The organism is Acinetobacter sp. 5862 (assembly GCF_024494585.1).
Classification (GTDB): Bacteria; Pseudomonadota; Gammaproteobacteria; order Pseudomonadales; family Moraxellaceae; genus Acinetobacter.
Genome location: NZ_JANHGP010000054.1, coordinates 1 through 19,489, shown reverse-complemented (window position 1 = coordinate 19,489; position 19,489 = coordinate 1). Strand labels below are relative to the sequence as shown.

Below are 19,489 nucleotides of genomic sequence, written 5' to 3'. Positions count from 1 at the left end.
AGTATTTTCAAGATTGAATCCACGTCCTTTGAGACAACTAAATAAGGTTTCGATTTCCCAGCGTAATGCATAATCACCAATAGAAGAAGCATTAAACATAGGAGAAACAACAAGTAAAAGTTCTCCATCTTCTAATCGTAGCGCACTAATATACAGTTTCACTCGACCAACCCTAATACGTCGTTTACGACATTCAGTTTGACCAACTTGAAGATGACGAAATAAATCACTAATTTTATGATTCTTGGCTAAGTGATTGGTCACAATAAAGTTTTTTTAACACGTATACAGAAGTTAATGTCATTTTCAATTCACCATGTAAACCATTTCTCACCGATAAATTCTCTGTCTGCAGACACATTCACAATACGATCTTTACCAAAAATGGAGATAAAGCGTTGAATCAAAGCAATACGCTCTTTTGTATCTGAATTTCCAGGTTTATTGAGCAATGTCCAAACAATAGGTATCGCTATTCCACGATAGACGATGGCTAACATCAAGATATTGATATCTCGTTTTCCCCATTTCCAGTTGGTTCTATCCAAAGTTAATTGGACTTTATCGAATGAAAATATATTGAAAATTAACTGAGAAATTTGACGATAATCGAAATACTGATCTGCAAAGAAGCGTTGTATACGTCGATAAAATGATTATGGTAAGCACTTGATGGGTAAGGCTTTAGATGCAGAAGAAAGATTACATGTCTGTTTTACAATTAATGCCAGCATAATCAGTGTAAAACATTTTACATGTGCCTTGTTCCATTTTAGATATTTGTTTAAGATGAGATTTAACTCATTGAAATGTTTCATCATATTCGTCGTCAGAAAACAAGTATTATGCCATTATTTCAATGAGTTGTCTTTTTTTGTCGTGTACAGAGCCTTTGTTTACATCAATAATGACTTCATTTAATGTCAGCATACTTTTTGAAACACCACCTAATTAATCACCTCTAACAATACGAACGAAACCAGTGTAATTTCTTACATCACCATAATTTAAAAAACCACTACTGAAATCAAGATACCAAGCATAATTGTAACTCATTTCATTAGGTGAACTAGACCAATACCAATATGTACCTGTATTAGGAAAGATTTGTTGATTTAATTTGGCACTGAAATTTTCATTACCACCACATCTGCTATTTAAAAGTTTAACCTTACCATCTTGTGTGGGAATCCCTTTTTTTTCCTCATTACTTTCGATTAGACATTGTCTAATAGTACTTAATTCATCAATACGAGGAAGTCGCCAATCTTTATATCCAGCAAAGCCTTTTTTATTTAATTTATCAATATAGGTAAAAATATCCTCCCATTTATATTTATCAGGTGTTCCCTTACAAGTTTCACCATTCCAGCGTTGTCCAACACTACATCTCATCCAAGTTAAGTTTGTTTTTACATCACGCCATATTCCTTTAGACATGAGTTCTTGATCATTTCTCGTATTGTTTTGTGGAGATGTTATGTTTGTGTTGGAATTATTTAATTGTGCCAAGATGGCTTTGGCTGGGTTGCTAAATAAACCAAAAGGATAATGATTTAAAAAATTTTGAAAGTCATTTGGATTATGGCTATCCTTAATTTTATTCCAATCGGAAATTTCATTATCGATAGAAACATTTGAGACTGTAATATTGGGAGGAGTAAAATAAATATCGATACGTAAATTGCCTTCTCGAGTAGGGGATTGCTGTCCATTTGTCGTTTTCCTTACTTCATCTGCGACCTCATCAAAAATCGCAAATATTGATTTATTTTGTTTCTTTATAGAGTTGGCTAATGCAGTTGCATAAGGGCTATTGTCTGTTATTCCATCTTGTGCAACTTTACCTGCTTCTGTAGCATAAGCAATTAATAACCCTTGCCCATTGATTGGGCTACGGCCTAAACCTTTAGTTGCACTTTTGAAACCACTATTAGGTCTATCTCGACAAGCATCCAAAATAACGACTCGAGTTTTTGAACCTTCAGTGGCATTGACTAAATCATCAGAAGTAATTGCATTGAGACGTAAATCGCCTGCTTGTTCAATTTTTGCATCAGTAGCAAGTAAGTAGTTTTGTCTATTTTCATTTTGTTGCCCATGTCCTGAGAAGTAAATGACTGCAACATCAGAATTTTGGGCAAGTTGATTGAATTTTTCTATTTCGCGATTTAAAGTTCGTATATCTGCATCTTTCACCAGTCTGACTTCATCAAACTTTAGATCATATTCAAAGATATTTTGTAGTAAAATTGCATCGTTAATTGGATTTGTTAAACGATTTTCATGCTCATAGTTGGCGTTACCAATCAATAAAGCGACTCGTTTCGCATATATATTTGCAGACATGAGAACAAGAAAGATCAGACATAAAAATCGTATAAGAGACATCTACTACACCAAATCCTTTAGATATAGGATTAAACGGATATGTGAGGAAATAGGGTTAAATCTTTATTCAAAATTTGAAAATATTTTTATTTGATGGGGTTTATTTCTCGTTACGTTCTAAAATGACGATTAATGGACTCGGCGTTAAGTCATAATTTGAACCAGCTAAGCCATCAATACCATAACTAATTAATCCACTCATTTGACTACGTTGAGCAGCTTTAATATTGAGATCAGAAATAATTTGTGTATTGATAGCCTTATATCCTTGTTTATCAATCGTAACGCTGAAAGATTCGGTACGTTTTAGTTTTAATGTACAAGGGGTAATACATTTCTGTCCTGTTGATAAATGTACATTCGCTCCTGTAGGTTCAGTACGAACAGTCCATTTTTGAGAACTTCCTCGTGTGATTGCTGTGCATCCACTTAGGCTCATTATTATTACAGTTGCTATGATCAGAAATGTTATTTGCATTTGTTTATACCCCTAAAATATGCTGTATTGTATATTTTTTTAATGCAAAATGTACAATAATTGTATTTTTAAACCTCTACAATCACATAGTATTTTTTCACAGCTTCCACTACTTCAAATGTTCCGACGAATGCAGGTGGAATAATCCCAGCATTTCCAGCAGTCACTTCAATAAAAGAATTGGTTTTTGCATCGTGGATACGGACAATCCCTTCAATGATTTGAAAAAACTCTTGTTTATTGTCAGCGAATTGAATATTCCAAGCACCAATTTCACATTTCCAAATACCGCAGTCCATATGTGGATGTTCGTATAAACTATAAGTTAAACGTTCAGGATTACCTCGAACCAGACGATCGGGACGAGGGTAATCAATAGTTGCTTCATTTACAATTAAATCGCCGAAACCTGCTAACTGAACTGATGACATTCTGGATTGCTCAGCTTAATAGCTTTCAGGAACAGCGCTTAAGAACTCACGACGTGCATCTTTGTCAGTTTTAAAATCACCAACAAAAGAAACTGTACGTGTGGTTGATTCTTGCTTGCCAACACCACGCATCATCATACACATATGAGCAGAATCGATTACTACAGCCACACCACGTGCTTGAGTTACTTCCGCAACAGCTTCTGCAATTTGTTGTGTTAAGTTTTCTTGAATTTGCAAACGACGTGCAAACATTTCAGTAATACGCGCAAATTTAGAAAGACCTAAAACTTGACCTTCGGGTAAATAAGCAATATGGACACGACCATAAAAAGGGAGAAGGTGATGTTCACAAAGCGAATAAAACTCGATATTTTTGACCAATACCATTTCGTGGTTATCAGATGGGAAAACCGCACTATTTGTAACTTCTTCAAGGGTTTTGCTATAACCAGAAGTTAAAAAAGAAAAAGCTTTAGCCGCACGCATAGGCGTATCTTTTAAGCCTGGGCGATTTAGATCTTCACCAACGGCAGTTAAAATATTTGCGTACGATTGCTGCATAGACATAACAATGTTCACTTAGGTGGGTTGAACAAAACGGGAATTGTATCAGAAAACGACTCAAAAACTTAATTTTGAACCAAATGCCGATTATTGTTTGTGCTTTGGGTTCTTTTCTGCACGTTTTAAGAGCACTAAAACAGCACCAGTACCCCCTTGATTTTCAGGTGCGCTGACAAATGCAAGTACATCACGATGTTGTCTAAGCCAGCCATTGACATAGGTTTTTAAAATGCCCTCAGGTCCTTTACCGTGAACAATTTTGATGACATTTTGATTTTCATCTTTTGCCATTTGAATGATTTGTAGAACGGCTGCTCGGGCTTGTTCAACGGTACAACCATGTAAATCGACTGCTTCAAACCAACGAGTTTTACCTGCTTTTAAATCTTCAAATACTTTGTGCTGCAAAGTTGCAATTCGATAGCTTAAAGTCGCTTGGCTTGCCACTGGATTTAAGATCGCTTGAGTATCCGAAATTTCTGTAAGCTCTTGCTCTGCACCACCTTCTGCCGCAGCACGTTTTGCCAAGGTTTGGGCATCAACTTTTTTGAGACGTGTGACTTTGGTGTCGGCAATATTTTGATTGTCGATTGGTTTTACCCCAAGCAGGGCTTTTTTAAAAAGCTCAGTATCTTCCAACTCTTCTACAATGGCTGGAGCTTTTTGTGACTCTGCTTGTTTTGCAATAGTACTTGCTTGAGGATTAGAGATTTGCTTTTTAAAGGCTTTCAGTAAGTTAAACTGATCTTTAGAAAGCGATGAATCATGTTTACTCATAAGTTTAGAAAAATAGGCAAGATACGAGAGATGTAAAATTATAGTCTGAAACCGTGATGATTTGAACTAAATTGCATTCATGGAGCGATATGAGCTTTAAAATTATGATAAATGCTTCAAAGTATAGAAGGGATAAATTGATTTAGTTTGTTTATCCATTATCTACGGAAGCTACGTTTGTAATTTTTCATTTATTAAAAGGGAGTTAGAATCCTTATAATTCGTGATTGGTTTAAGCCTTTATTTTTAAAACGGTCGTACAGTTCAAAGCAAATATGTTGGTTAACTTGAACACGGGGTAAAGTTTCATCGAAGTCAAAATAACGAATATAACCAGATTGATCCATCACAATTGCAAGGCGCTCGAAGTGACCTCTCCGTTTCTGAAAAGTTTTATATTGTTCTACTACACCGCATTCTTCAGATTTAATAAATGTATCTACAGGGGAAAAGTACATTCCGCTGCTAATAAAGATGACTCCAGGAATTAAACTAAAGAAATAAAATACTCTTGGATCTTTGAACGTCTGAATTTTTTGATAGCAATAGAGATGACTATAAATTGGAAAGCCAACTAAAAAGATCAGCCCTAGAATTAATAAAAAATTACTCATTTCGTTTCATCAATTTTTAATCTTTTAAACTCTAATTTTTATTCTTTATTTAGAGTCTATATCTAGTTCTAGCAACATTTTAAAGGTTCAAGGCAGAATTTTACCTTGAACCTGATTTGCTTAGATCTGCTCAGGCCGCCCAAACAATGCATTAAATGCTTGATCTGGACGTGGCTGTTTCATAAAGCTTTCACCGACAAGGAAAGTATGAATATCATTGGCTTGCATCATTTCTACATCAGCAGGAGTTGCAATACCACTTTCTGTGACTAAAACACGAGAAGCAGGCAATAATTTCTTTAAACGTAATGAAGTATTTAAATCAACATCAAAGGTTTTAAGATTACGGTTATTCACACCCAAGATACATTGCTCAGAAAGTTTTAGAGCACGTTCTAATTCATATTCATCATGCACTTCGACCAACACATCCAACTGATGCTCGAATGCAGTTTTTGACATTTCTTCAAGCTGTTGATCTGATAAACATGCCACAATCAATAAAATACAATCGGCATGCAGCGCACGTGCTTCAACAACATTATAAGGATCAACCAAGAAATCTTTGCGCAACGCAGGTAGGGCACCGTGATTACGTGCAATCGCAATATTTTCATCCGCACCTTGGAAGAAATCCACATCTGTCAATACAGACAAGCAAGCAGCACCTGCTTGTTCATATTGCTGTGCAATTTCAGCAGGATTGAAATCTGCACGAATCACACCTTTAGAAGGTGACGCTTTTTTAATTTCAGCAATAACGGCTGGACGTTTATGTTGTAAAGCCTTAGCAAAACCACGCACTGGTGTTGCTTCTTTTGCCCACTGTTCAACATCGTGTAAGCTACGTTGTTTTAAACGTGTTGCAAGCTCCTCATGTTTGCGGTCAACAATTTTACCTAAAATGGTATTTTGAATATCGATCATGAGAAGTCCTTAGTCTGCCTGATATTGTTTCAATGTCTTGGTAAATTCAGCCAAGATACTCATTTTTTCTAAGGCTTGTCCGCCGTACAGAATATCTTGAGCGAACTCAACTGCTTGCTTGTAAGTCTTGGTGATACCAGCAACATAAATACCTGCACCTGCATTGAGTGCAATCATGTTTGCTGCTTTTTCACCAATTTCTGATTTGTCACGACCTAAAGCATCTTTGATTAGCTTTAAGCTTTCTTCTGAACTATTCACCACTAAACCAGTGAGGGTTTGAGATGGAATACCTACATCATCTGGTGTCAAAGTCCATTCAGTAATTTCGCCATCTTTCAGTTCAGCAACTGTGGTTGGTGCTGCAAGACTGATCTCATCTAAACCGTCTTTAGAGTGTACAACCAGTACATGCACTGCACCCAACTGCTTTAATACTTCAGCGATAGGGCGGCATAACTCATCTGAAAATACCCCAATCACAAAACGATTCACACCAGCAGGATTGGTTAATGGGCCAAGTAGATTGAAAATACTACGAATACCTAACTCACGACGAGGTGCAACTGCATAACGCATGGCTTTATGATGATTTGGTGCAAATAGGAAACCTACACCCATTTCACGGATGCAGCGTTCGGTTTGTTGCATATCTAAATCAAGCTGAATTCCCATTTGTTCGAGTACATCTGATGAACCTGACTTACTCGACATGCCACGGTTACCATGTTTGGCAATCGTTGCACCAGCAGCAGCGATAACGAAACTTGAAGCTGTAGAGACGTTAAATAAATTCTGACCATCTCCACCTGTGCCGACAATATCGACCAAGTGAGGAATATCACTCACATCAATCTTAATTGCAAACTCACGCATAATGCGTGCTGCTGCAGTGATTTCATCAATACTTTCACCTTTCATGCGCAAGCCCATCATCAGCGCACCGATTTGTGCATCAGTTGCTTCGCCCTGCATAATGCTACGCATGACATTTTCCATTTGTGGCTGGGTAAGATGAATGTTTTTGGTAATGTGATTAAGAGCCTGTTGGATGTTCATTTATGCATAAATCTCTAAAAAATTCTTAAAAATTTGATGACCATGTTCGCTCAAAATAGATTCGGGATGGAACTGAACGCCTTCAACAGGAAGTGTTTTATGTTTCACACCCATAATTTCTTCAATTGTGCCATCTGTTTGGTTCGTCCAGCACGTCACCTCTAGACATTCTGGCAACGTTTCTTGCTCAATTACTAATGAGTGGTAACGTGTAGCAGCAAACGGGGAAGGTAAATGACTAAAAATTCCTTTGTCACTGTGATGCATATCAGATAAACGACCATGCATAACCGTTTTAGCACGGATAATCTTGCCACCAAATGCCTGCCCAATCGCTTGATGCCCAAGACAGACACCCAATAAAGGAATTTTACCCGCAAAATGGTTAATTGCAGGAATAGAAATTCCTGCTTCACTTGGTGAGCAAGGACCTGGGCCTATAACCAAGTATTTTGGCTGCCATCGTTCAATGTCCTCTAATGTCACTTGATCATTACGAACGACTTTTACTTCTTGGTTCAACTCACCAAAATACTGGACGATGTTGTAAGTAAATGAGTCATAGTTGTCGATCATCAGAAGCATGACTTTATAACCTTTTGAAAATATGCACTTTATTGTGCTTTTTTGGATTCAATTGACCGACCAAAACAATTCAATATCCGTTACTAAGAATATATAAAAATATGTTCAAGATCGTTAGGGTAAATAATCATAGCAAAAACAGAAGCTCAATGTTCAATATTTCTAATTTGGTCGAGTAAGTCGTCAGTTCAAAATGAGCTTATGACACACAAATAATTATCAATATTATTTTAAAATTTAAAGGTTTGATAAAAAAACATGTCGGTGAATCGAAAGTCCAGTGGAATTGATTGGAATGTACTCCAAAAGAATGATATAAAAAGCCAATTTATGCTAATAAATGATGGCGTAATTTAGCACTACAATAGTTCTTTGTTTCATATACTGCACTATTTTGGTTCATTATGTCTTTTTTGGGGACGGGCTGGAATGGAAATGTGTGAATATGGTGCATTTGCGATTGCAAACATTATAGAAGACATAGGACATGGAGCTTAAAGCATTTTTTCTGCAAAGAATTTCAATGTTTTAGGTATGCTTTAAAATTGTTGGTATGATAATTGCTAATTGTACACCAACAACTAACACGCACTTAACAAGTGCATATAAATTTCATTGGAGCAAATGAGCATGGCGAACAAGGTCCTTCAACTCATCAAAGAAAGTGGCGCAAAATGGGTCGATTTTCGCTTTACTGATACTAAGGGTAAAGAGCAACACGTAACTTACCCAGCTGACACAATTGATGAAGATACATTTGAAGACGGTAAAATGTTTGATGGTTCTTCAATCGCTGGTTGGAAAGGCATTGAAGCTTCTGACATGATCTTACGTCCAGATGCTGAAACAGGTTTTCTTGACCCGTTCTTTGCTGAGCCAACAGTTGTTGTAACTTGTGACGTAATCGAGCCTTCAACTGGTCAAGGTTACGAGCGTGACCCACGTTCGATTGCTCGTCGTGCTGAAGAATATTTAAAATCTACTGGTATCGGTGATACTGCATTCTTTGGTCCAGAACCAGAATTCTTCGTTTTTGACGAAGTTAAATGGGATATCGACATGTCTGGCGCACGCCACACATTGATCGCTGAAGAAGCTGCATGGTCTACTGGTAAAGATTACGAAGCTGGTAACTCAGGTCATCGTCCACGCGTTAAAGGTGGTTACTTCCCAGTTCCTCCAGTTGACTCTCATCAAGACATGCGTGCTGAAATGTGTGCACGTATCGAAGACATCATGGGCCCTGGTCGTGTAGAAGTACATCACCACGAAGTTGCTTCTTGCCAATTAGAAATTGGTGTGAGCTTCAACACTATGGTTCGTAAAGCGGACGAAGTTCAGCAGTTCAAATATGCAGTTTGGAACGTTGCTCATCAATATGGCAAAACAGCGACATTTATGCCTAAGCCAATGGTAGGTGATAACGGTTCTGGTATGCACGTTCATATGTCTATCTCTAAAGATGGCAAGAACTTGTTTGCTGGTGATGAATATGCTGGTTTATCTGAAATGGCATTGTTCTTCATTGGTGGTATCATCAAGCACGCTCGTGCATTGAATGCAATCACGAACCCAGGTACAAACTCTTATAAGCGTTTAGTTCCACACTACGAAGCTCCGATTATGCTTGCTTACTCAGCACGTAACCGTTCTGCTTCTATCCGTATTCCTTACGTTTCTAGCCCTAAAGGCAAGCGTATCGAAGCACGTTTCCCAGATCCATTAATGAACCCATACTTAGGTTTTGCTGCATTGTTAATGGCTGGTCTTGATGGTATCCAAAACAAGATCCATCCAGGTGAAGCTGCTGACAAGAACTTATATGACCTTCCTCCTGAAGAAGAAGCAAAAATCCCAACAGTTGCTCATAATTTAGAAATGGCAATTGCTGCACTTGAAGCGGATCACGAGTTCTTGTTGAAAGGTGGTGTATTCACTAAAGAAATGCTTGATGCATATATCGAACTTAAAACTGAAGATGTACGTCGTCTTAATACGACTACTCACCCAGTTGAATTTGATATGTACTACAGCCTGTAATACATCTAGTTTAAAAAAGCTCGCTTCGGCGAGCTTTTTTTTATGTTTTTGATTCAATTGAAAGTCATACGCTTTTTCCAAAGAAATTCATGTAAACTAGTTGCGATGTTTTTAGTGAGCCAAGCATGCGAAATTTACGACCAAACAGAATTAAGGGGCGAGAGATCCCAGCTGAATTAAAAAAATGGTTGTATGCATCTGGTTCTCTCACTCAGCAATTGACTGATTTGGGTGAGGGGGCATTTCATGTCGAGCGTCTCAACGAACAGTTTCAACGACTCACTTTTAACGATAGCCAATGGATGCAAATGCCAGCACATCATATTGCATGGGTACGTGAAACCAATCTATATGGTAATCAGACGCAGGCTTGGGTTAAAGCAAAAAGTATTTTTCCAATTTTAAGCCTACACAAGAAAGCTCGATTATTTCGGCATATCCGTAATAAGCCAATCGGTTGGTTTTTATTTCAACGAACTAATCCAGCTTGTGAAAGAAGGGTTATTTATCTAGAAGAAGGTTGGACTAGACAAAGTTGTTATACTTGGCATGGTTGTAAATTCATCGTGCAAGAGACTTTTCTCCCAGCATTTGAGCAGTTTATTCAACAGCATTGACTCTAAGGATTCATCATGGAAACAGTGCAACATACGACTTGGCGACAACGTTTAGAAGCCTATTATTATTTATGCCGCTTTGATAAGCCAATCGGTACAGAATTGGTTTTTTGGCCGACGATGTGGGCTTTGTGGATTGCTGCAAAAGGGACACCAGATCTTAAGATATTATTGCTTATGATTTTGGGTGTTATTTTTATGCGTGCAGCAGGCTGTGCGATCAATGATTTTGCTGACCGTAAAGTTGATGCGCATGTTGAACGTACAAAAACACGCCCTTTAGCTACAGGTATAATTCGCGCTCGCGAGGCTGTTTTTGTATTTTTAGCTTTAGTTACTGCAAGTGCTATGTTGCTATTTTTCTTACCGATCGAAACCTTTTACTGGTCATTTGGTGCATTATTTTTAGCGTTTATTTATCCTTTTATGAAACGCTTTACCAATTTGCCACAAGTGTTTTTAGGTGCTGCTTTTTCATGGTCAATCCCGATGGCATACACTGCGGTGGGGCAAACGCCAGATTTAACCTGTTGGCTTTTATATTTCGGTAATTTGGCTTGGACAGTCGCTTATGATACACAATATGCAATTACTGATCGTGAATATGATTTGAAAATTGGTGTGAAATCTACCGCAATTTTATTTGGTAATTACGATATACAGATAATTGGTTTATTACAGTTTGTTAGCTTGTTATTAATTGGCTCGGCTTTGTATCTGCAACATATTTTTATACCATTTGGAATGGTTGCATTACTTGTTGTTGCAGGGGATTTTGTTTATCAGGCATATAAAACTAAAGATCGAGAACCACAGATTTGTTTCTGGGCATTCCGTCACAATCGTTGGGTAGGAATGATAATTTTTCTGGGAATCTTTTTGGAATTAATGTCTTAAAATGACTCATTGGTTGAAAATCGTCCTATGTAGGGTGTTTTTTGTGCATTAATAAGGCAGCATGTAGTTTCGTGCGCAAGAAACAAAGACAAAAGGATATTTTATAAAACGGTCAAAAGTTGCTTTAGCAATAACACTCTCTATTTCAGCATTATTTTTAACTGCATGTAATGATAATAATGATGATTACACTGGAGTAGATTCGAGTAAAACCCCTTTGTATGAAAGCAATTATGCGATTGATGCGGTTAATACTGCTGCTTCGATTAAAGTAATGACCTGTAAAATTGCAAATGTTCAAGGTCGAACAGCAACTGCAACAGCGATGGTATTGTTCCCTAAAGTTATTAAACCTATAGATGGTTGTCATGTAGTTGTATGGGAATATGGAACTGTTGGGGCGATGGTTGCTAGTCAAATGTCTCCAAATGACCCAATGGCACTTGCGGTACCAACAATCGATCAAATTGCAGATGGTTACGCTGAATTATTGGCGTATGCAGCTTTGGCTAGTGCAGGAATTAAGGTATAGCAGCCAAAGTATGATTGTAAACAAATCTTTACGTCTGGTGCGGCTGATATCGCAGATTTAGCATATGGTTGTACTGCGATGTTGGTACCTGCTTGAGTTATCCAGCTCCAGATAGCGCTAATGGCTTACAGGGGAAATTTAAAGCGGGAATTTTAGCTTTCTTAGCAGACCCTACACATCAAATCATACAGTTTGGTATTGATCTAACTAAATTTAAAGAAGATGTTGTGGTGCAAAATTTCTTAGCGGCGACTCAGCCTGCAACCAATGCGACTAAAGAAAAAGTAATTAAGACATCTGTCTTACTTATTCAGGGAAAAAAAGATCAAGCACTATTGCCAGCAGTTACGCAACTGTTAGTTAAGAATATGAAAGAGAATGCTTTAAAATTCTTTCCGTAAGCAGCTTATGATGAAAATTATTTATTAGATATCGTACCAAATGCAACGCATACGATCATTTGTAGAAACGCAAAAGCAAGTGGAGTTTATTCAAAAATATATGTTAGCAGGTACGAGTATTGTGCTGACTGATGCTCAAAAAGATACGAGTCAAAACGCTCAGTGTGCAGGTAAGTTTTAAGCTTTTATTTAGATCATAACTTTCAAAAAAGAGTCTCTTCATAGAGGCTCTTTTTTGTTATATTGTTACATTAAGATGAGTTGTGTTATTGGAATCTGGATCATTTATGAGTCAACAATCTACTGAAAAGAAGTCAGTACCTTGGTTATTAATGGGTTTGGGCTTGCTCATCCCGATCTTTATTATAGGAATGGCTTTCCTAGCTGCAAAAAGTGATGCGGAAACCAAGAAAAAATATGATCAACAACATGCAGAAATTGCAAAGAAATTTGAAAAACAGAAAAATGCTGAATCAGCAATTCAGTCTGAATAATCCTTAATTAGAAAATTTGATTTATCGAATGTCCATCTGTAATTGTTTTACAGATGGAATTTGTGTGTAGCGATGCACTTTGTACCCTGCCTCTAAAAGCATTTGATCGCGTTTTTTGTCTTCTAATTCTTTTCCAATATGACTTGGATCATCAAGTTCGATGATTGCCAATACATTCATTTCTTGGTCTAAAATCACGAAATCGGCCACTTTGCGATTGAATTGATTACGAATTTTATAATGATCGCTGGTAATTAAAGCACTGAAAGCGACTTGTGTCAGGATGTGATTGTTAGGGAATGCCTGTTGTAGCTTCGTGAACATCTTTGATTCAAATGTGGTAATAACAGGTCGAGCAAAAAACTTCTGCTGGGGTAGAAAAGAACGTAGGCAACTAATTAAAAGTAATACTGTGCTAATCAAGCCAATAAGCAAGAAGATAATCTGATTAGATGCAAACATATTTATTATCAATACATGAATAAAAAACCCACTCAATAAGAGTGGGTTTTTAGAATCTTGGCTCTCCCACCTGGGCTCGAACCAGGGACCTGCGGATTAACAGTCCGTCGCTCTACCGACTGAGCTATGGGAGAATCTGGATAGGCATTCTATGCATGAATAGGGATGTGGTCAAGAGCTGAATACTAAAAAAATTAAATATTGATTTGATTGTACTTTTTATCAGCATTTTTATAAATTTAATGGATAGGATACTTTGTTTTTATCAGGAGCTAGGGTGAATTTCGATCAATAAAAAAGCCCATATCATATTGGATATAGGCTTCTTTGAATTTGGCTCTCCCACCTGGGCTCGAACCAGGGACCTGCGGATTAACAGTCCGTCGCTCTACCGACTGAGCTATGGGAGAATCTGAATGCCATTATAGGCAGCTTTTAAAATCGGTCAAGCTAAAAGTGTCATGTTTCTTTCATTTTTTCACTGTATGCTTTTTATTTGCACAATTAGGGCGAAATCGGAAAAATAACTTGAACTTTGATCAGGCTATTGTTAGATTCGAAACAGTAAAGTGTTTAGATTTTTATCTAGACAGTGTGGATTTAACCCAACTTGCCAGCACTAAAATGGCTAAATCGGAGGTCAAAATGACTATTCTTAGTATTCAATCTATTTTTTCAAATTTATCTTTTTATCAAGATCATTATCTTGAAATCATCCAAGATCCTCAGCAGTATTACACATCAGTTGAAAACTGCTTTTTGAATACATTTCCATTTAAGCAACAAGCTTTATTTCTAGGCGATTTATTGCAACTTTGGTTTGGTGATAAATGGAAAATCCAAAACGCTAAAAATTTATTGACGCAGAAAAATGTATTAACGGTGAATGAGCATTTCCCTTTGTACTTGTTTCAGCTCGGTGGTGAGCTTATTTTGGGTGCAAATACTGCATTAGCTTGGTCAGTTGCAGAAAATAAAATTGTAGCCGTACAAGTGAAGAGTATTTGGCAATATGCTGTTTTCAGTCACTTATGCTCACGACCAAAAAACTATCATGAAAATAAAGCGATTGCATGAAGTCATAGTAAGCATAAATCTACAGCATAAAATTAAAGGGTGTATATGTATGTTACTGTATAATTTTTTAATATTATCGCCCTTATTTTTGCATCAATCTAAATCAAACTGATGTGTATGAAGTAAAAGAAGTAGATTATTTTTTGAAGTATCTTATGAATATAAAATTATGTTGCAGAAATTATTAAATTCAATATTTTTTTATTTTCTTCTAAAATTAATTGATAACAATTTTGAATAAAAGGTAAATTTATAATGAAAGGGCAATGTTGTTTGTGGTGAAACCACATTTGAAGTTGAATTAAGCAATCATGACGTACATGCTTGTCATTGCTCAATTTGTCGTCGACAGACCATTGGTGTGATTATGACGATTGATGTGAAACAGGGCAGCTTAAATTTTTTTAAAACCAGACCATCTCTCTGTCTATAATTCATCGGCTTGGGGCGAGCGTGAGTTGTGAGTTCTGTAATGCTTGTGGCACAAATTTATTTTGGCGCACTAAAGATCAGAATTATTGCAATATTAATGCTTTTGCATTGAATGAGTCACCTCAAGATTTGGATTTTGATTTGGAAATCTATATTGATAGTAAGCCTAAGTTTTATGCATTTCAAAATGCAACGAAAAAGATGACTGAAGCCGATGTAGTTGCTTTATTTAACGCAGAAGCAAAAGAATAAATTTTTAGCTGATTCATAAAGACAAAAAAAGAAGCTTCATTAAGAAGCTTCTTTTTATCGCAACTCAGATTATTGAGCGGCTTTTTCTGCTGCAATCGAAGCAATTGCGGCATCTACACCATCAATTGAGTCTGCTGCTTTTTTAATACGCGCTAAAGCATCAACTAATACATCATCAGCAGTTGCATAAGAAATACGCATAAAACCACCTAAACCAAAAGCATCACCAGGTACAACAGCTACACCAGTTTCTTCAAGCAACCATTCAGAGAATTCTGTGCAAGATTTTAAACCTTTGGCACGGATTAATGGACGGATATTGGCATAGGCATAGAATGCGCCATCAGCAGGCAGACAAGAAATACCGTTGATTTCATTTAAGCCATTTACCACAAGATCATGACGGCGTTTAAATGCTTCAATCATTGGTTTTAATACATCTTGAGGACCGTTCAATGCCGCTTCTGCCGCAACTTGAGAAATTGAAGTTGGGTTAGATGTCGATTGAGATTGAATATTTTTCATCGCACCAATGAGTTTTGCTGGACCAGCAGCGTAACCAATACGCCAACCTGTCATTGCATACGCTTTTGATACGCCGTTAAGGACAATTGTACGATCATATAAGTCAGGTGCAATTGTTGCGATGTTATAGAACTCATCTTCCCAACGAATTGGTTCGTACATGTCATCAGAAGCAATTAATACTTGTGGATGACGACGAAGTACCTCAGCCAAAGCTTCTAATTCAGCTTTGGTATAAATCATACCTGTTGGATTAGACGGGCTGTTTAATACAAGTAAACGTGTATTTGGTGTAATAGCAGCTTCCAATTGTTCTGGTGTGATTTTGAAGCGTTGTTCTTCACCACATTTCACAATAACAGGCGTACCTTCAGCAATAATTACCATATCTGGGTAGCTTACCCAGAATGGTGCAGGAATGATTACTTCATCACCTTTGTTTAACAAAGCAAGTGCCAAGTTAAAGAAACTTTGTTTACCACCACAAGATACTAAAATCTGATTAGGTTGGTAGTCTAAGTTATTATCACGTTTTAATTTTGCGATAATTGCTTTTTTTAAACTTGGAGTACCGTCAACAGCTGTATATTTTGTAAAGCCTTTATTAATCGCTTCAATAGCAGCATCTTTGATATGTTGAGGTGTATCAAAGTCTGGTTCGCCTGCACCTAAACCAATTACGTTTTTACCAGCAGCTTTAAGCTCAGCGGCTTTGTTGGTTACTGCAAGTGTAGGGGACGGTTTGATGGCATTGACACGATCAGAGAGACGTACGTCCACGGCATTATTCCTTCTTATGGGATTAGAAAATAAAAAAGCAGCTCATTTTAGCTTAAATCGGTTTATTTGTGGCTGAAACTTACCTTTATTGAATAAAAAGTTACTAAATTATAGGTTTAGATCGTACAGTACTTTTTACATATTTTATTTTTAGCAAAATAATAAAAATCTATTACAATGGGCGCTAGAAATTTAAATTTCGAGAGAATTTCAATGACTGCGCAACAACCTAAAGCCAAGAAAGCTTTAGTCAAATTACCTTTCCCTATGCCATCTACTCAGGATGACTCTGAGGACGCTACGCATAATCAGGTGCGACCAAAACCTGAGCAATATGCGGATCGAACTTGGATGCCACCTCGTGGAACGCGTCGTTCGATGGGGAAACGATAGTTTTTGATGGAGGGTACTATTCGCAGTAGCTTCCTAAAAAATGAGTCGAAAAAAAAGCCAATGATACGTTTATATAAACATGTCATTGGCTTTTTTTATTTGATTAATTTTTATTTATTACCAATCTTAAATGCGGCCAAAAATTCGGTTGGTTTATTGGCATCGAACACAACGCCATCTAAACGGCTGGTTTGTGGTGGTTTTATGAATGTTGCTGTTGCAAGGTTTGGAAATTGTTCTTTTTTCATTTTCCCCTCAGCAATTAAGCTATTTGCAGCCTTTGTGTAGATGTCTGGACGGTAGGCTTTTTGAGCAGTTTCAAGATACCAATTATTCGGTTTAGTCTCCGCAATTTGTCCCCAGCGACGCATTTGAGTTAACCACCAAATTGCATCTGAGTAGTAAGGAATACCATACTGTCCTGTAAAGAAGGTATTAAATGATTTTAAAGGACGAACATCTCCTTTTTCGTATTCAAAAACACCCGTCATACTATGTAAAATTACATCTTCATCGACACCAATATAATTGGGCTGAGAAATTATCTTAGCGGCTTCTTTGCGGTTAATACGATCATTTTCATCTAACCAATTTGATGCACGAATAAGTGCTTTCACAACTTTTACGGTGGTGTTTGGATTCTGTTCAGCAAAAGATGTTGTCACTCCAAATACTTTATCAGCGCCATTATCCCATAACACATCAGAGGTAATGACAGGAACACCAAAGCCTTTTTTCACTGCTTTTTGATTCCAAGGTTCACCGACTGAGTATCCTAAGGTTGTTCCTGTTACCATTTTTGCCATCATTTCTGGTGGTGGTACTACTGAAAGGGTGACATCTGCACCGATATTGCCACTTAAGTCATTTTTGTTCGGATCATACATGCCTGGATTGATGCCACCAGCAGCTAACCAATAGCGCAACATATAATTGTGTGTGCCTGTTGGGAAGGTCATACCTAAATTAAAAGGCTTATTTTGTTGTTTATACTGATCCACAATCGGTTTAAGCGCTGATGCGCTAATTGGATGTCGAGGTTTTTCATCTTTTAGCGGAATATTATTTTTCATCTCCGCCCAGATCGCATTTGAAACAGTAATACCAGCACCATTGTAAGACATGGTGAATGGTGTGATGATTTCTGTACCGCTTGGTGTTGCAGTCATTGAAGCAAGTGGCATTGCAGCAAGCATTTGCGCGCCGTCTAATTCACCTTTTTGTACACGTTCATATAGAAGTTTCCAATTCGGTTGTACTTCGAGTTGGACTAATAGTCCTTCATCTTTAAAAAAACCTTTTTCAACAGCAACCGCTAAAGGTGCCATATCTGTTAATTTAACGAAACCAATTTTTAGTGTTGTTTTCTCTGTGGTTGCTTCAGCTGCATTACTATCAGGGGATGGATTGCAGCCGGTTACTAGTAGAAGAACACTCGCCATATAAGATATGATGACTGCCTTATTAAAAAATACTTTTCTCATTTAATTCCCCTGTCAATAATAAACATCAATAGATACAAAGCAAAAAACATACCATTATTTTTATTTTATGTAAGTTATTGAGATTGCTTTAATTTTATACACTTGTATGGATTTTGCTGTTTGCTGATTTTAGGACTATTTTTAATTTTAATTCCTATTAATTACTTAAATATCAGTATGTTATTTTTTGTTTACTTTAATTATTATGAAGTGTAACTAAACTGTAATTATTGGAAGAATCAAGTTTTATGCTTGAAGGATAAAACTGGATTCTCCATTCGGTGAGTTAATGTTTTTTTAAGGTGCGATGAATAGGATGCTTAATACTCATTTTGCCCTGCCATAAGGCAATAAAGTCTTGCTCATCGAAATCATAGAGCTCCATTAATGCAATAATTGCACTAACAAAGATCATTGCACCTTCAGAATTATCATGAAAATCAAATATTTTGCTATTTAACTTGGCTAAGATATCGTTAATTTCATGTTCTCGTCCACGCCCATAACGGTCACGAGGATAAAGTTCTTCATTCAGTACAATTAAGGCGATTGCTTTTTCGGCAGCTGATAATTGAGTTTGCTCTAATGCTTCTTCAAAAGATTCATAGCCATGATTAAAATAAAAAATAACTTCATCACAGATAAAGCTATGTACCATTTCTGCTGTTAAATCTGGAAATTGAGAAATGGCATCTTCTTCTATATAAGGTCGAAAAGATTCTGGGAAAATCACATTTGGGTGAATGCCTTTAAATAAGGGTGCAATCTCAGAAACTTTGTATCCAGCAATGCCACAGCCAAGTGCTGTTAAAAAGTATTTCATCTTTGGATGATTTTTAGCGTAGACCTTAAAATCATCAACATAGTGCTCAATTTGAGAAAGTGGCATTTGTTGGATATGTTCGTTCAATGTTGGAATGGCAAAACTTTGCCCAGCCCATCCACGCCCAACACCTTTGACCGCAGCAAAATGTTGTGCGGCGACACGTGCTGCACCGCTATCATGTATTCCAGCTAGATTACTACCAAAAACAAATATCGTATCTTCAGGAAGTTCAGTGACAATAGTTTCATCGTGATATTGATAAGACATATTTTTTATCATTCAAATGTATATTGATCTCATGTTGCAGCCGATTCAATAAGGGGTCAATAGTGCTTTAGATTTTTTCTTATCGTTATTTTTTGATGCTGCTTTTAGGGTCTGTTGACATTTACTGTTCATAATTAACCCTATAAAGGTAGCCATAAAAATATACAGGCTAAAGCAACAG

The 19,489-nt window shown here is 37.0% G+C and carries 19 protein-coding genes, 2 tRNA genes and 3 pseudogenes; 8 read left to right on the top strand and 16 right to left on the bottom strand.

The window, feature by feature from the left end:
* The 10 genes and pseudogenes from NO346_RS10590 to NO346_RS10545 all read right to left on the bottom strand — a co-directional run.
* A pseudogene (locus NO346_RS10590) lies at window positions 1-818 on the bottom strand (IS4 family transposase); the annotation flags it as partial.
* A gap of 133 nt (window positions 819-951) precedes the next feature.
* Window positions 952-2,391: a caspase family protein gene (locus NO346_RS10585; protein ID WP_256415141.1), complete on the bottom strand. Its 1,440-nt coding sequence runs from the start codon at window positions 2,389-2,391 to the stop codon at window positions 952-954.
* A gap of 100 nt (window positions 2,392-2,491) precedes the next feature.
* Window positions 2,492-2,869 (bottom strand): PEGA domain-containing protein, encoded by a 378-nt coding sequence (locus NO346_RS10580; protein ID WP_256415140.1) that lies wholly within the window; start codon window positions 2,867-2,869, stop codon window positions 2,492-2,494.
* 68 nt (window positions 2,870-2,937) lie between these two features.
* Window positions 2,938-3,300, bottom strand: coding sequence for a cupin domain-containing protein (locus NO346_RS10575; protein ID WP_256415139.1), 363 nt, complete (start codon window positions 3,298-3,300; stop codon window positions 2,938-2,940).
* Window positions 3,301-3,315: 15 nt separating this feature from the next.
* On the bottom strand, window positions 3,316-3,864 hold the full coding sequence (gene folE / locus NO346_RS10570) for a GTP cyclohydrolase I FolE (protein ID WP_017397502.1): 549 nt from the start codon (window positions 3,862-3,864) through the stop codon (window positions 3,316-3,318).
* Between the two features lie 90 nt (window positions 3,865-3,954).
* Entirely contained in the window at window positions 3,955-4,644 is a 690-nt protein-coding gene (locus NO346_RS10565) for a Smr/MutS family protein (RefSeq protein ID WP_256415138.1), read from the bottom strand.
* 194 nt (window positions 4,645-4,838) lie between these two features.
* A complete protein-coding gene (locus NO346_RS10560) occupies window positions 4,839-5,258 on the bottom strand; it encodes a hypothetical protein (protein ID WP_256415137.1) in 420 nt (139 codons plus the stop codon).
* Window positions 5,259-5,378: 120 nt separating this feature from the next.
* Window positions 5,379-6,185, bottom strand: a complete 807-nt coding sequence (gene trpC / locus NO346_RS10555) for an indole-3-glycerol phosphate synthase TrpC (protein ID WP_256415136.1) — start codon at window positions 6,183-6,185, stop codon at window positions 5,379-5,381.
* A 9-nt stretch (window positions 6,186-6,194) separates the two neighbouring features.
* The gene (gene trpD / locus NO346_RS10550) at window positions 6,195-7,244 is read right to left on the bottom strand and encodes an anthranilate phosphoribosyltransferase (RefSeq protein WP_256415135.1); all 1,050 of its coding nucleotides are present in this window, start codon (window positions 7,242-7,244) and stop codon (window positions 6,195-6,197) included.
* Complete coding sequence (locus tag NO346_RS10545) at window positions 7,245-7,829, bottom strand: aminodeoxychorismate/anthranilate synthase component II (protein WP_005157684.1); 585 nt, start codon at window positions 7,827-7,829, stop codon at window positions 7,245-7,247.
* 624 nt (window positions 7,830-8,453) lie between these two features.
* Between NO346_RS10545 and glnA the strand changes: the two genes are divergently transcribed.
* The 5 genes and pseudogenes from glnA (at window position 8,454) to NO346_RS10520 (ending at window position 12,810) form a co-directional block, all read left to right on the top strand.
* Window positions 8,454-9,869 carry a type I glutamate--ammonia ligase gene (gene glnA / locus NO346_RS10540; protein ID WP_171062418.1) on the top strand — a complete coding sequence of 472 codons (1,416 nt, stop codon included), beginning with the start codon at window positions 8,454-8,456 and terminating at the stop codon, window positions 9,867-9,869.
* Window positions 9,870-9,994: 125 nt separating this feature from the next.
* Window positions 9,995-10,486: a chorismate lyase gene (locus NO346_RS10535; protein ID WP_256415134.1), complete on the top strand. Its 492-nt coding sequence runs from the start codon at window positions 9,995-9,997 to the stop codon at window positions 10,484-10,486.
* 15 nt (window positions 10,487-10,501) lie between these two features.
* Complete coding sequence (gene ubiA / locus NO346_RS10530) at window positions 10,502-11,383, top strand: 4-hydroxybenzoate octaprenyltransferase (protein ID WP_256415133.1); 882 nt, start codon at window positions 10,502-10,504, stop codon at window positions 11,381-11,383.
* Window positions 11,384-11,486: 103 nt separating this feature from the next.
* Window positions 11,487-12,497 (top strand): annotated as a pseudogene (locus NO346_RS10525) (hypothetical protein).
* Window positions 12,498-12,603: 106 nt separating this feature from the next.
* A complete protein-coding gene (locus tag NO346_RS10520) occupies window positions 12,604-12,810 on the top strand; it encodes a hypothetical protein (protein WP_005157673.1) in 207 nt (68 codons plus the stop codon).
* A 21-nt stretch (window positions 12,811-12,831) separates the two neighbouring features.
* Here NO346_RS10520 and NO346_RS10515 read toward each other — a convergent pair whose 3' ends face one another.
* The 3 genes from NO346_RS10515 to NO346_RS10505 all read right to left on the bottom strand — a co-directional run bounded on the left by NO346_RS10515 (window position 12,832) and on the right by NO346_RS10505 (window position 13,682).
* Complete coding sequence (locus NO346_RS10515; RefSeq protein ID WP_005157671.1) at window positions 12,832-13,272, bottom strand: DUF2726 domain-containing protein; 441 nt, start codon at window positions 13,270-13,272, stop codon at window positions 12,832-12,834.
* A gap of 58 nt (window positions 13,273-13,330) precedes the next feature.
* A tRNA-Asn gene (locus NO346_RS10510) sits at window positions 13,331-13,406 on the bottom strand.
* A 200-nt stretch (window positions 13,407-13,606) separates the two neighbouring features.
* Window positions 13,607-13,682: transfer RNA gene (locus tag NO346_RS10505), tRNA-Asn, on the bottom strand.
* Window positions 13,683-13,917: 235 nt separating this feature from the next.
* Here NO346_RS10505 and NO346_RS10500 point away from each other — a divergent pair.
* Together NO346_RS10500 and NO346_RS10495 are read left to right on the top strand one after the other, a co-directional pair.
* Window positions 13,918-14,349 carry a hypothetical protein gene (locus tag NO346_RS10500; RefSeq protein WP_256415132.1) on the top strand — a complete coding sequence of 144 codons (432 nt, stop codon included), beginning with the start codon at window positions 13,918-13,920 and terminating at the stop codon, window positions 14,347-14,349.
* A 255-nt stretch (window positions 14,350-14,604) separates the two neighbouring features.
* Window positions 14,605-15,033, top strand: a pseudogene (locus NO346_RS10495) (GFA family protein).
* A gap of 69 nt (window positions 15,034-15,102) precedes the next feature.
* On the opposite strand, the gene NO346_RS10490 reads toward NO346_RS10495, so the two are convergent.
* Complete coding sequence (locus NO346_RS10490; protein WP_005157664.1) at window positions 15,103-16,338, bottom strand: pyridoxal phosphate-dependent aminotransferase; 1,236 nt, start codon at window positions 16,336-16,338, stop codon at window positions 15,103-15,105.
* 213 nt (window positions 16,339-16,551) lie between these two features.
* On the opposite strand from NO346_RS10490, the gene NO346_RS10485 reads away from it, so the two are divergent.
* A complete protein-coding gene (locus NO346_RS10485) occupies window positions 16,552-16,731 on the top strand; it encodes a hypothetical protein (RefSeq protein ID WP_005217453.1) in 180 nt (59 codons plus the stop codon).
* A gap of 110 nt (window positions 16,732-16,841) precedes the next feature.
* Here the strand turns inward: NO346_RS10485 and NO346_RS10480 are convergent, their stop codons facing one another.
* Both NO346_RS10480 and NO346_RS10475 read right to left on the bottom strand, forming a co-directional pair.
* Window positions 16,842-18,215, bottom strand: coding sequence for a CmpA/NrtA family ABC transporter substrate-binding protein (locus NO346_RS10480; protein ID WP_256415131.1), 1,374 nt, complete (start codon window positions 18,213-18,215; stop codon window positions 16,842-16,844).
* 286 nt (window positions 18,216-18,501) lie between these two features.
* Window positions 18,502-19,308 carry a hypothetical protein gene (locus NO346_RS10475; protein WP_256415130.1) on the bottom strand — a complete coding sequence of 269 codons (807 nt, stop codon included), beginning with the start codon at window positions 19,306-19,308 and terminating at the stop codon, window positions 18,502-18,504.
* Between the last annotated feature and the right edge of the window lie 181 nt (window positions 19,309-19,489).